This is a genomic window from Citrobacter sp. LUTT5, assembly GCF_009905315.1.
GTDB classification, from domain to species: Bacteria; Pseudomonadota; Gammaproteobacteria; order Enterobacterales; family Enterobacteriaceae; genus Citrobacter; species Citrobacter freundii.
Genome location: NZ_CP047606.1, coordinates 2418530 through 2431907, shown reverse-complemented (window position 1 = coordinate 2431907; position 13378 = coordinate 2418530). Strand labels below are relative to the sequence as shown.

Annotated in this window: 11 protein-coding genes; 4 read left to right on the top strand and 7 right to left on the bottom strand. The window is 53.8% G+C overall.

Translation table 11 applies throughout. The annotated features are described in order from the left end of the window. Positions 1-4 precede the first annotated feature (4 nt). Together GUC46_RS11625 and GUC46_RS11620 are read left to right on the top strand one after the other, a co-directional pair. Positions 5-2986 (top strand): virulence factor SrfB, encoded by a 2982-nt coding sequence (locus GUC46_RS11625; protein WP_160180204.1) that lies wholly within the window; start codon positions 5-7, stop codon positions 2984-2986. Beyond that, complete coding sequence (locus tag GUC46_RS11620; protein WP_130714635.1) at positions 2983-5145, top strand: virulence factor SrfC family protein; 2163 nt, start codon at positions 2983-2985, stop codon at positions 5143-5145. The genes GUC46_RS11625 and GUC46_RS11620 overlap by 4 nt, the downstream gene beginning before the upstream one ends. Before the next feature lie 19 nt (positions 5146-5164). Here GUC46_RS11620 and GUC46_RS11615 read toward each other — a convergent pair whose 3' ends face one another. Further along, entirely contained in the window at positions 5165-5338 is a 174-nt protein-coding gene (locus tag GUC46_RS11615; protein WP_130714634.1) for a GhoT/OrtT family toxin, read from the bottom strand. Between the two features lie 192 nt (positions 5339-5530). Between GUC46_RS11615 and yncL the strand changes: the two genes are divergently transcribed. Continuing rightward, a complete protein-coding gene (gene yncL, locus GUC46_RS11610; RefSeq protein WP_071524268.1) occupies positions 5531-5626 on the top strand; it encodes a stress response membrane protein YncL in 96 nt (31 codons plus the stop codon). Between the two features lie 120 nt (positions 5627-5746). Here yncL and GUC46_RS11605 read toward each other — a convergent pair whose 3' ends face one another. Next, positions 5747-6526, bottom strand: a complete 780-nt coding sequence (locus GUC46_RS11605) for a helix-turn-helix domain-containing protein (protein ID WP_032939116.1) — start codon at positions 6524-6526, stop codon at positions 5747-5749. Positions 6527-6627: 101 nt separating this feature from the next. Here GUC46_RS11605 and GUC46_RS11600 point away from each other — a divergent pair, with 101 nt between their 5' ends. Then, positions 6628-7755 carry a multidrug effflux MFS transporter gene (locus tag GUC46_RS11600; RefSeq protein ID WP_160180202.1) on the top strand — a complete coding sequence of 376 codons (1128 nt, stop codon included), beginning with the start codon at positions 6628-6630 and terminating at the stop codon, positions 7753-7755. Between the two features lie 193 nt (positions 7756-7948). Here GUC46_RS11600 and patD read toward each other — a convergent pair whose 3' ends face one another. The 5 genes from patD to ydcS are packed head-to-tail and all read right to left on the bottom strand — an operon-like array spanning position 7949 to position 13317. After that, positions 7949-9376 (bottom strand): aminobutyraldehyde dehydrogenase, encoded by a 1428-nt coding sequence (patD, locus tag GUC46_RS11595; RefSeq protein ID WP_138828553.1) that lies wholly within the window; start codon positions 9374-9376, stop codon positions 7949-7951. A gap of 21 nt (positions 9377-9397) precedes the next feature. After that, positions 9398-10204 (bottom strand): ABC transporter permease, encoded by an 807-nt coding sequence (locus GUC46_RS11590; RefSeq protein WP_003020204.1) that lies wholly within the window; start codon positions 10202-10204, stop codon positions 9398-9400. Next, a complete protein-coding gene (locus GUC46_RS11585) occupies positions 10194-11138 on the bottom strand; it encodes an ABC transporter permease (RefSeq protein WP_003843727.1) in 945 nt (314 codons plus the stop codon). Before GUC46_RS11585 ends, GUC46_RS11590 begins: the two co-directional genes overlap by 11 nt. Continuing rightward, complete coding sequence (locus GUC46_RS11580) at positions 11139-12155, bottom strand: ABC transporter ATP-binding protein (RefSeq protein ID WP_003020210.1); 1017 nt, start codon at positions 12153-12155, stop codon at positions 11139-11141. Positions 12156-12171: 16 nt separating this feature from the next. Further along, positions 12172-13317: a putative ABC transporter substrate-binding protein YdcS gene (ydcS, locus tag GUC46_RS11575; protein ID WP_003020212.1), complete on the bottom strand. Its 1146-nt coding sequence runs from the start codon at positions 13315-13317 to the stop codon at positions 12172-12174. Positions 13318-13378 lie beyond the last annotated feature (61 nt).

Here is a 13378-nt window from a genome sequence, read left to right as displayed (position 1 = left end):
TTCTATGTTGGTGAATCTGTGTGATTACAAGCAGAGCGTGACGCTCATCGCCAATAGCGGTGTTCAATTTCTGGATTTTGGCCTGACGCCGCAGGAATCTGCGCACCATGGCCGCTTTGTGCGCAAAACGGCAAACGGTCCCCTGCTACGGCTGGATTTCGATCTGGCAACGGGTCGCTATACCTTGCCTGGCAGCACTGGCGGTCAGCCCGAAGTGGTGAAGCCGGAAAGTACCCAGACGCTGCATTATTCGCTGGATGTCCTCGACGGTGTCTGGCTGCCGCTGCCGTTTCTGCGCTTTAACCCACCGCGCACGTTTGTTGAAGGCCCGGATAACTGGGCGCGCGTGCAGGTACGAAAACTGGCGCAACCCGACAGCGCGGGCAACACCCACCGCGTTACCGTGGCGCTGGATAGCCAGCTCACTGAAAATGCCCCTGCAGCGTTAACGCCTAATGAAAACGACCTGCTCAACGGGACACGATTCGCGCTGGCCTGGCATGACAATGAAATTGCTGATTTCCTTGACCAGACCTGGATTGACGGCTGGTTGCGCGAATCTTTTATGCACCATGTCACCCAACATGAGAATCGCTCAGAACAAGAGATCCAGCTGGCGCTGCGTAACTTTGAATACCAGGCGCACTGGCTGAATGTGCTGACTCTGTTAGGCGAGCAGCTTTCTGTCCCGGAAGTGAAACTGGTTACGCATACCCTTAGCACACCCGCTATTCCCGTCGATCTTATTTTAGATATCGGTAATACCCATACCTGTGGCGTCCTGATTGAAGATCACGGGGATGCCAATGACGGGCTGCGTCAGACCGCTGAATTGCAGGTCCGTTCGTTAAGCGAGCCGCAGTTCCTCAACGATCCGCTGTTCACCAGCCGGCTGGAGTTTTCCGAAGCGCGCTTTGGTAAGCAGCATTTTTCCGTTGAGAGCGGACGTGATGACGCCTTTATCTGGCCGTCGATTGTGCGTGTGGGTGATGAAGCCCGTAAGCTGGCGATGCAGCGTATGGGCACCGAGGGCAATAGTGGGATCTCCAGCCCGCGCCGTTATCTGTGGGATGAAACGCCGGTGTTACATGACTGGCGCTTTAGCCAGATGAATGGCAAAACCCAGCGCGAGCCGCTGGCTACCGCCTTCCCGCTGATGAACCTGATGAACGATGACGGGCAACCGCTGTTCAGCCTGCCGCAGGACGATCGTCTGCCGGTATTCTCACCGCAATACAGCCGCAGCACGCTGATGACGCATATGTTATGCGAAATACTGGCCCAAGCGCTGGGGCAAATTAACAGCGTAGCGACGCGGTTGCGCCTCGGATTCCCGGCATCTCCTCGTCAGTTACGGACGCTGATCCTGACCCTACCGTCGGCGATGCCCAAACAGGAGCGCGAGATTTTCCGCCTGCGCATGTTTGAAGCTATTGCCCTGGTCTGGAAAGCAATGGGCTGGCACCCGCAGGATGAAGACTTCACTACCCGTAAACAGCAGGAAAAGAGTGTGGTTCCCGTACCTGGAATTCAGATGGAATGGGATGAAGCCAGCTGCGGGCAACTGGTGTGGCTGTATAACGAGGCTATCTCTCACTACGATGGCCACACCGAATCATTCTTTAACGCCCTTGCCCGCCCGGACCGTTTGCCGGAACCCGGTGAGACTAAAGGTCGGGCGCTGCGCGTGGCATCGATCGACATTGGCGGCGGGACAACGGATATGGCCGTCGTCCATTATCAGCTTGATGACGGCGTCGGCGCGAACGTTAAAATTACCCCGCATTTGCTGTTCCGTGAGGGTTTTAAGGTGGCAGGCGATGACATGCTTCTGGACGTGATTCAGCGTTGCGTGTTGCCTGCGCTGCAAACCCGCTTACAACAAGCTGGCGTGACCGATGCCGCTGCATTGCTGGCCACGCTGTTTGGCGATTCCGGTCGTATCGATACCCAGGCGATTTTGCGTCAACAAACGGCATTGCAGCTCTTTATGCCACTCGGTCATGCGGTACTCAGTGCCTGGGAACAAAGCGATATTAACGATCCGGTCGCTGGTCTGCATGCCACATTCGGAGAACTCCTGAGCCAACGACCAACGCGCAACGTGATGAACTACATCCAGCAGGCTATCGACCATGCGTTGCCAGCAGGTTCGCCAGCATTTGATGTTCTGAGCGTGCCGTTGCAGGTACAGTTCAGGCAGTTACAAGAAGCTCTGTTAGCGGGGCAATTTACCCTGACTTCCCCGCTGCACGCGGTTTGTGAGGCTATTTCACATTATCGCTGCGATATTTTATTAGTGACCGGCAGGCCCGCCTGTTTACCGGGCGTACAGGCGTTGATCCGCCATCTGCAACCTGTTCCGGTTAACCGTATGATCTGGATGGATAACTACCGCGTGCATGAGTGGTATCCGTTCAGCCAACAAGGGCGGATTGGTAATCCCAAATCCACCGCGGCAGTCGGCGCCATGCTGTGCAGCCTGGCGCTGGATTTGCGTTTGCCGCGTTTTAACTTTAAAGCTGCCGATATCGGCGCTTACTCGACCGTACGTTATCTTGGCGTACTGGATAACACGGTCAATACCCTGCGCGATGAGAACATCTGGTATCACGATATTGATCTGGATAAACCCGGTGCGAAGCTGGATGCCCGGTTGCACTTCCCGTTACGTGGCAACGTGACGTTAGGATTTCGGCAACTGGCAAACAGCCGCTGGCCTGCCACGCCGCTGTATACGCTCAGCATAAATTCCGCCGAACTGGCAAAAAACATCGCCGGAGATGGCGTGTTGAATGTACGGCTGCAGCTACGCGGCGGCAGCAAAGAAAGTGGCCCAGAATTCTTCGTCCTGAGCGATGCCTGGTTACAGGATGGCACCCCCGTTGCCGCCAATGCCTTAACGTTAAAACTGAATACGCTGGCAGACCGTCGCCATAGCGGAAGCCATTACTGGATCGATAGCGGGAGCGTGTACCTGAAATGAGTAAGATGTTTAATACCGCGCAGGCCGCCATCGAGTGGGTGGTAGATACCCGTCAACGTGCGGCTCGTCTTGATGATGAAGCGGATGCCCTGCTGGCACAGCTTACGCTAGCCGCAGTGAGTGAATCTGCGCTGGAGACAACCTTTTCATCGCAAGGATGTATAGGGTTATACGGACATTCACAATCGGCAAAAGCACATCTGCTTGCGGCATTGTGCAGCAATGCCACTGGCAAAGTGAATATTGTTACCCCGGATCGCAGCTTTGATTATTTCTCGCATATTAATCCTGGCCATGCGCCAACCAATATGGCGATCCGCTTTACGCGCGATGAAAATCCGCATGATAGCGAATGGCCGTTGCGTCTGCGGTTACTCAGTGAAGCGGAACTGGTACAGCTATTTATCGCCCAGTTCAGCGCGCTCCCGGATAACCGGCAGGTCGAGAAATCGATTATTGAGGCGCGCCTGGAAAAATGGCAAACGCTGCGTCAGCGTCACCCTGTGCCGGGCATTACCGCACATGATGTTGCGGCAATCGGTCGTTTCTGGCGCTCCTGCGTACCGGCAAACCAGCAGCAAATTGACGATGCGCTATGGCACCAGTTTGCCACGTTGCTGCCCGCACTGGATCTGACTACCCGGGCAAACGCTTGGGCACTACTGTGGGGAGAACAACCAGAGCTGACGCAGCAGTGGCTGACGCTGGCGCACACGTTGCAACAAACCGGACACGCGCAAGAATTAGCGGCCCCGCTGAGTCTGCTGGTTGATCATTTTGGTTTACCTGCCGAAAGTTTCCTGACCCAGGTGGCATTGACCGGCAATAATGAGGCGCAAAGCGATGTGGTGGTTCATCCGATTGAAAATCATCAGTTGCTCAATGCAGTTAGCCTTTCTTTGTCGTCACTGGCGCTGCTCACGCGCGAACTGGTCCTGACGGTTGAAGACGCAGTGCTGGAGAATGTCGATCTGCTCGATATTCCCCTCGCCCCGGATACTCATCCGCATCCACTGTGGCAGGCAAAATTAGGCTGGATGCTGGAACATTATCGCCAGCACCTGCAACCGGATGTGCTCTTAATCTGCAACGCTGTCTCTACCCGCGCCCAGACGCCCGCCATCACCCGCAAGCTATTGCGCTGGGTTAACGATACTCAACCCGTCCACGACGCCGCATTGCCAGGCGTGGTCTGGGCCATTACCCCGCAGGATGCGCGTTTTAGTACCCAGCAAAATCTTGACGAATCCGTGCAGCAATTAATGGGTAAACCCGGACTGCACTGGGGCACGCTGCAGGCGCTGGATAAACACAGCTTACAACGCCTCGTCGAATGGTTGACTCAGGCAACCTCACCACAGCAGCGCCAGGCCAGGCTGACCTCCCTGCGTGAACAGCACCAGCAGCGCGTACGCGAAACCCTAATAGGCTGGATTAATCCCGTTGAGACCGAATCGGCAAGCAATGAGTCAGTGATCCGCCAGCTACAGGCTCAGGCGGCAAAGCATGGCGAACTGCTGGATGGTTTGCTCCCGCCGATGCGCATTTTTGAGTCGCTGCTGCGTATTCAGCAACCGCGCGAGGAGCAGGTAAGTGGTTTATTTAATGAAGAGATTGACCTGTTTGCCGAGGTGCGTGACACAATGCACTCACCGGAAAGCCAGGAGACCGGATATCAGGCACACAAAATGTGGATTAACCACGTGCGCCAGTGGTGTCGCGATGAAAATAATGCCCGCCGTTTACGACTCGATCCCCGTACGTTAAGGCAGGTTGCTGACATCCTCGTCACCACCAGCTATCGCCTGGAGATGCCGCAACGCTTACAGCGCATTATGCAGCGCGAAAACGTCTGTGCCGCGCAGCTATACGCCGATATCGGTGATTTTATTACTTGGCTTGGATTTGCCGACGTTGCAGAGGAGCAGCGCCCTGCCAGCAGGATCCAGAAAGGATCGGCTATTTTTAGCGCGCCGAAGCAACAGCCGATGTTACGCCTGACGAAGCTGGATGAACAACCTTCGCACGGCGCAAGCCGCTACGTATACGACTGGCTGGTCGCTTTGTATACCCGTGCGAATGAGAACGTGGGGTATCAGCATCCACAGGATGTCAGCGAAGTCGACAAAAAGCGATTGGATGCCCTGCTTTCCGCCTGAAGCTGCGTTTACGCCGTCATCAGAAGAGAGAGAACATTAACGCGACGGGAAAACTCATCGGCCAGGTCGCACCGACTAATACCGCGCTGAGAAAGCGAATTCGCTTTTTATCGCGGGAAAGAAACCAGGTGATGATTGCCGTGATAACGGCAATCACCGCATAAAAAACCAACATTTTTTGGTACAGAGACATGTAAGGCATCCGGGCCGAAAGGTGAAATCGCGCGCAATATGCTCTTTTTCATGACCCACATCAAGTTTTATTAATTAATTTAAGAAAAGTGGCTGTAAAACAACCCATTTTCATTATGTTCAGAATTCGTACTATTGCGGATAGTTATAACCCGTACTATACCCATATGGGTTAAAACGAAAGGTGGCACAAATGAATGTTTCCAGTAAAACGGTGGTGCTGATAAATATATTTGCTGCTGTAGGACTTTTCAGTCTGATTTCCGCAAGGTTCGGCTGGTTTGCTTGATGTGGTTCTTGTTTGATTAATTGCAGCGTCCGTTGGCAGAGAGGGACTTCTCTCTGCCATTAGTAAACTATTTTCCCATTCTCGCACTGCCGGGTAAATTATCCTTAGTATGTAATACCCCTAATCCTTCTGCGGCATTATATTGCCCGAATAACGGCCTGGTGTTGTGCCGGTATGCTGATGGAAGAAAGCAATAAAAGCACTGTCGCTGACAAACTCCAGATATTGCGCGACCTGGCTGATATGGCATCCGTCAGCCAACATCTCCATGGCTTTTAACAGCCTAAATTGCTGCCGCCAGTCCTGATAATTCATCCCGGTATCCCTGATAAATATTCGACCTATTGTCCTTTCGCATGCCCCAACCTGTCGGGACAATTGATTCAGTCGTGGTGGCAGTTCGCCCATGCGTAATCCTTCAAGCCACACGTTAAGCCGCGGATCTGAGGGATACTGCAATGTCCAGTTTTCACTGTGGGCGGCACGCATTTCCTCACAAAATACGGTGATGAGACTGGTCTGCTGCGCGGCAGGCATCTCCCATGACCAGAAAGACATACGTTCTATCACCTCAAAAAAGAGAGGGTTAACGTCGACTATCTGCAGCGGTAAATCAGATAACGGCAACGTGGTTGAGAAGTACAAAGAACGATAAGCCATCACGCCGCGCATTATGGCGCGATGTACCGTACCGGCTGGGATCCAGACCGCACGACGTGGCGGTAGCAGACACAACGCCTGTTCCAGCTCAATCGTAATGCTTCCCGCTGCCGAATAAAGTAGCTGATGACGAAGATGGCTGTGCCGTCCTGAATCGTGTACGCCCATCTCGGAAGCAATCCCGATTACCGGTTTATCAAAGCTGTCCGCATCAAAAGCATCATCTGGGGCAATTTTCATCTTCTGTCCGATATCTGACATTTATAGTCCTGATAATGGTAATGCGACATTTTCCTTTCAGCAATAATGCCCACCTGTTTTCTGTTTCTCTGGATATTGCTATGAACACATTTCATCGATCGCCGCTGTGGCTTCTCACACTCCTGATTATGTTTCCACAACTGGTGGAAACCATTTACAGCCCGGCATTGCCAGGTATTGCGACGTCTTATCACGTCAGCAGTGAGCGCGCGGCTCAAACACTCTCCGTTTATTTTGTTGCCTTCGCCGTCGGCGTGGCGATGTGGGGATGGCTGAGCGACTGCATCGGGCGACGCCGGGCAATGATGGCTGGACTCCTGTGCTACGCCACGGGTTCCCTCATGGCCGTTGTTGCCACTGATTTCAGCGTTCTGCTGCTGGCACGGATGGTCTCGGCCATTGGAGCTGCTGCCGGATCTGTAGTGGTACAGACCATGCTAAGGGACAGCTATGAATCAACTGCGCTATCCCGCGTCTTTTCTGTGATGGGTGCCGCGTTGGCATTGAGTCCGGTTTTCGGTCTGCTAAGCGGAGGATGGTTGGTCAGTTTGTATGGTCATACCGGGGTATTTATTGCCCTTGTGCTGCTGGCGCTGCTACTGCTGATGCTGACCGTGACCATGCTGCCAGAAACCCGGCCCGAACATACGCTCAGACCAAGGCTTGCTGCGCTACTCTCCCGCATGGCGCGTGACTATGAGCTGTGGAAAAACGCCATACTGGTTGCTCTACTGAACACCATGCTGTTTAGCTATTACAGCCTGGCGCCGTTTCTTTTTGGGCAATTGGGATGGAGCTCCAGAGCCTTTGGCTTGACGGGGTTGCTACTTGCGTTTGCTTCTCTGTCGGGTAGCCTGCTGAACCAAAGACTGTTAACGACAGGTCTGACGCCGGAACAACTGGTACGTTATGCCTGTGCGCTGGCAGCGTTGTCAGGTCTCGTAGCGTGGTGCTTACAGCACTCTGCGTGGATCCTGATTCCGGTGTTCGGCGTGGTGATTGCCTATGGTATCGCCATTCCCAATGTGCTGAGTCAGGCGCTGCGTCATTATCGTGAACAGGCCGGAGCCGCGGGGGCATTGTTTGGATTAAGCTATTACCTGTTGCTGGGAATGATGCTGGGATTTGCAGGCATGGTGCAACAACTGGGGCTAGTTCTGAGCGTCTGTGCCCTACTCGCCTGGCTTTGCAGCCTGGGCCGCAGATAAACCCGATGGCGCTCCTGAAAGCACAAAGCCCCGGCAATATGCTGGGGCTTTATTTTATCAATTAGCCTGACCTCGCGGATATTTCCAACTTACCGCCGTCCGATGGCGACGAGGCCAGTGGCGCGAATAGTATAGACACACGTTTGCCGATATTTAGCTATCCGTGCCCCATTTACCGCTCGCGCTTAAAAGATTACTCATGCTTGATCATGACATGGCGAACAATCGTGTAATCTTCCAACCCATAAACCGACATATCCTTGCCATACCCAGACTGTTTTTGCCCACCGTGCGGCATCTCGCTAACCAGCGTGAAATGGGTATTGACCCAAGTGCAACCATATTGCAGGCGAGCGCTAAAGCGATGCGCACGCCCAACATCCCGGGTCCAGACGGAAGATGCCAGTCCGTATTTCGAATCATTTGCCCACGCCAGCACCTGGTCTTCATCATCAAATACGGTCACGCTGACCACCGGGCCGAAAACTTCCCGCTGCACGATGGCATCTTCTTGCTTCGCCCCGGCCAGCAGCGTTGGGGCAAAGTAGTAGCCTGCGCCATCCACTTTCTTGCCGCCGGTGATAACTTTGATATGCCCCAGGGCTTTGGCCTCATCGACAGCTTTAGTCACGCGATCAAGATGTGCCTGCGAACTTACCGGTCCCAGTTCCGTCGATTCGTCGTTCGGCGCACCAATTTTCAGGCTGGCAACCGCGGCGCCGAGTTTCTCAACCAACGCGTCATAAATGCCTTTTTGGGCATAGATTCGACAAGCGGCGGTACAGTCTTGCCCGGCATTGTAATAACCAAAGGTCCGCACGCCGCTCACTACCGCATCCAGATCGGCATCATCAAAAATGATCACCGGAGCTTTGCCGCCCAGTTCCATATGTGTGCGCTTAATTGACGGCGCGGTGTGCTGAATAATGTGTTCACCGGTTGCAATGGAGCCAGTCAGAGAAACCATGCGGACTTTTTCATGGCCGGTCAGCGGATCGCCCACCGTTTTACCGCGACCAAACAGGACGTTGATAACGCCAGCCGGGTAAATATCTTTGGCAAATTCGGCCAATTTAAGCGCCGTCAGCGGGGTAATTTCTGATGGTTTAATCACCACACAGTTTCCCGCAGCCAACGCTGGACCCAGCTTCCACGCCGCCATCATCAGCGGATAGTTCCACGGTGCAATAGAGGCCACCACGCCGAGCGGATCACGGCGAATCATTGACGTATGCCCTTCCAGATACTCTCCGGCCGCTTGTCCTTGCAGAGTTCGAGCAGCCCCGGCAAAGAAGCGGAAAACGTCGACAATAGCTGGAATTTCATCGTTGAGGACACAGTGCAGTGGCTTACCGCAGTTAAGTGATTCCAGCTCAGCGAAGGTTTGCGCGTTATCGGCAATAGCGTCCGCCAGTTTCAGCAGCAGTTCAGAGCGCACTTTCGGCGTGGTTTGCCCCCAGGTGGCAAACGCGGTGTCTGCCGCACGTACCGCGGCATCAACCTGCATGGCTGACGCCTCAGCAATCTCCAGAATGAGTTCACCAGTGGCAGGGTTATAGACTGGCTGCTTTTCACCTTCACCGTTGACCAGCTCGCCATTAATCAGTAATTGATGTTGCATAGCAATTTCCCATATCGTCGTTTATTTACCGTTTCCGGCGAGAGTGTCGCCTTCACGCGTTAGCCACCAGGCCCCTAAAATTGGCAGTGTTGTCACCAGCATTACCAGCAATGCCACAACGTTGGTGACCGGCACATCCCGTGGACGGCCCAATTGATTAAGCAGCCACAGAGGAAGTGTTCTTTCATGTCCGGCGGTGAACGTTGTCACGATGATTTCATCAAACGACAAGGCAAACGCCAGCATCCCGCCCGCCAGTAGTGCCGATGCCAGATTGGGCAGCACGACGTAACGAAAGGTTTGCCAGCCGTTGGCGCCAAGATCCATAGACGCTTCAACCAGACTCCATGAGGTACGGCGAAAACGCGCCACAACGTTGTTAAACACCACCACCACGCAAAACGTCGCATGGCCCACTACGATCGTGAGAAAACCCGGTTCCAGGTTGATGGTTTTAAACGCCGTCAACAGCGCAAGGCCGGTAATAATGCCCGGCAGCGCGATCGGCAACAGTAGCAACAGCGATATTGCACTTTTGCCAAAAAAGTCCCTACGCCACAGCGCGGCCGCGGCCAGCGTCCCCAGAACAAGGGCAATAGCGGTCGACAACGCAGCGATCTTAAGTGACAACGTCACAGACTCCAGGATATCGCTACGCTGCGCCGCAACGCTAAACCACTTCAGCGTTAATCCCTGCGGTGGAAAACTAAAAGCAGCCTCCTCAGTATTAAAAGCATAGGTGGCGATGATGAGGATGGGAAAGTGCAGGAAAATAACCCCGCCCCATGCCGCCAGTTTGAGTAACCAGGGCGCGCGTTCAGAGTGCATCGAAAGCTCCCAGACGCTTCACGAACGCCAGATACAGTGCGATTAACACAATCGGCACCAGAGTAAATGCCGCCGCCATCGGCATATTGCCGATCGCCCCTTGTTGCGAATACACCATGTTGCCGATGAAATAGCCTGGTGGTCCCACCAACTGTGGCACGATAAAGTCGCCCAACGTCAGAGAGAAGGTAAAGATAGATCCCGCAGCGATACCGGGTATTGCCAGCGGAAGGACCACATAGCGGAAGGTTTGACGCGGACGCGCGCCCAAATCAGCGGAGGCCTGTAACAGTGACGGCGGAAGTCTCTCCAGCGCGGCCTGTACCGGCAGGATCATAAACGGCAGCCAGATGTAGACGAACACAAGAAAGCGCCCTAAACCTGAAGTCGACAACGTATTGCCGCCTACCGCAGGCAGCGTCAGGAACGAAAGCAGTAACGGCTCCAGCCCAAGATGGGTTAAAAACCACTGCGCCACACCGTCTTTAGCTAACAGCAGCGTCCACGCATAGGCTTTAACGATGTAGCTGGCCCACATTGGCAACATTACGGCAATGTAAAAAAAGGCTTTCATTTTGCCGCTGGTATAGCGCGCCATATACCACGCCATCGGAAACGCCAGAATCGCGCTGGCAATGGTGACCGCCACCGCCATCGTCAGGGTACGCAAAATGATGTCGTAGTTAGCAGGATTAAACAGCGCCTGCAAATTCGCCAGCGTCAGGTCCGGCGTGACCGACATAGTGAAATCGTCGAAGGTATAAAAACCTTGCCACAACAGCGTCAGTAATGAGCCGAAGTAGACAATGCCAAACCACATCAGTGGTCCAAGGAGCAGCAAAAACAGCCCCATCCCCGGATTACGCCAGAAGTAACCTGAGATCCGGTTCAGGCTTGTCGACTGTGGAGGCGAATGTAAGACGTTCATAGCCATTCACCTCTCCTCAACCAGCGGTACCATCACGTCGCGGGACCACGATGCCATCACCTGCTGACCCGGCGACAACGTTGACGGTAGCATTTCTCCCGTCAGGTTCGCCTGGCTAACCAGCAGTTTTTCCCCTCCGGCAAGTTTCAGCTCAAACCGCGTCGCCGCCCCCTGATACTGCACCGCCTGAATAACACCCCGGGCCTGGACTTCTCCTCCGGCATCATTCAAGCGAATGTGTTCGGGACGTAGGGAGAACATCCCCTGTAGCCCACAAACGTTCGCCGACATCGTCGCATCAAAGACATTTGACGTTCCGACGAAACTTGCCACAAACGGCGTCCGCGGACGCATGTACAGTTCACGCGGAGAATCCACCTGTTCGATGCGACCGTTATTAAACACCGCCACCCGATCGGACATCGACAGGGCTTCACCCTGATCGTGGGTGACAAAGATGAAGGTGATGCCAAGGGATTGCTGTAATTTTTTCAGCTCCAGTTGCATCTGCTCACGCAGTTTGAGATCCAATGCCCCGAGCGGTTCATCCAACAGCAGGACGCGCGGTTCATTGACCAGCGCCCGGGCAATAGCCACACGCTGACGTTGCCCACCGGAAAGCTGCGACGGTTTACGTTCATAAACAAAACCGAGTGCGACCTTATCCAGTGCTTCACGTGCTTTCGCGTGGCGTTGTTTTTTATCAATGCCTTTAACCATCAGCCCATAGGCGACGTTGTCGAGGATCGACATGTGCGGGAATAACGCGTAATCCTGAAATACCGTATTGACGTCCCGTTCCCAGGGCGGTAATTCGCTGGCCTGTTTACCAAAAATAGTGATCGCGCCGCCTGACAGTTGCTCAAACCCGGCAATCAGGCGCAGACAGGTGGTCTTGCCGGAGCCGGATGGCCCCAGCATAGAGAAAAACTCACCGTCGTTAATCGCAATACTCACCCCATCCACTGCACGAACATCCCCATACAAACGCGAGACGTTATGAAACTCCACTGCGTACGTCATAAAACCCCCAGCGGAATTAACGACCACCCATAATGGCGATGTAATCCTGCGTCCAGCGACTGTAAGGAACGAATTTTCCACCTTCGGCAATTGGCGTTTTCCAGAAGGCAATTTTGTCAAAATAGCTATAGCCGTTGGTTTCACAGCCTTTTTCACCCAGTAACGGGCTGGCTTTACAACCTTCAGGCACCACTGGCAGAGAACCAAACCAGGCGGCTACGTCGCCCTGTACTTTCGGGGTTAATGACCAGTTCATCCATTTGTAAGCGCAAACCGGGTGTTTCGCTTCACTGTGCAGCATGGTGGTATCAGCCCATCCGGTAACCCCCTCTTTTGGGAAGACCGTGGCAATTGGCTGACCTTCGCCTTTCAAGGCGTTAGCCTGATAAGGCCAGGCGCTTGACGCCACTACGCCTTCGTTTTTGAAATCGCTCATTTGCACGGTGGTATCGTGCCAATAGCGATGGATCAACGCGTGCTGATCGCTCAGGACTTTGATCACCGCCTGATACTGTTTTTCAGTGAGCTGATAGGGGTCGGTAATACCCAACTGCGGCTGGGTGGCTTTAACGAATAATGCGGCGTCGGCAATATAGATCGGGCCATCGTAAGCCTGAACGCGACCTTTATTGCTTTTCCCGTCAGGCAGATTTTGTTCAACGAATACCACGTTCCAGCTGTCCGGCGGCGTTGGGAAGGTTTTGGTGTTATACATCAGCAGGTTTGGTCCCCACTGGTATGGCGTACCGTAAACTTTACCGCCAACGTTAAACCACTCCCCTTTTACTACTCGCGGATCAAGGGTTTTCCAGTTAGGGATCAGCGCAGTATTAATCGGCTGAACGCGTTTTCCCATTATCAGGCGCAGTGAGGCATCACCAGAAGCGGTTACCAGGTCGTAACCGCCTTTAGCCATCAGGCTGACCATCTCATCAGAGGTGGCCGCCGTTTTTACATTGACCGCACAGCCGGTATCTTTCTCAAACTGCGAGACCCAGTCATATTGTTTATCGGTTTGCCCACGTTCGATATAACCCGGCCAGGCAATAATATCCAGGCGGCCTTCCGGTTTATCTAATGATGTGGGGGGTTCGGCTGCCTGCGCAGTCATCAGCGTCATGCTGAAGGCACACAGGCTACTGAGGGCAAGTTGCTTGCTCATAACGTCTTACTCCTGTCGAAAAAATATTGAGCGGCAGCCTTGCCGTAAATATATGTCCTTT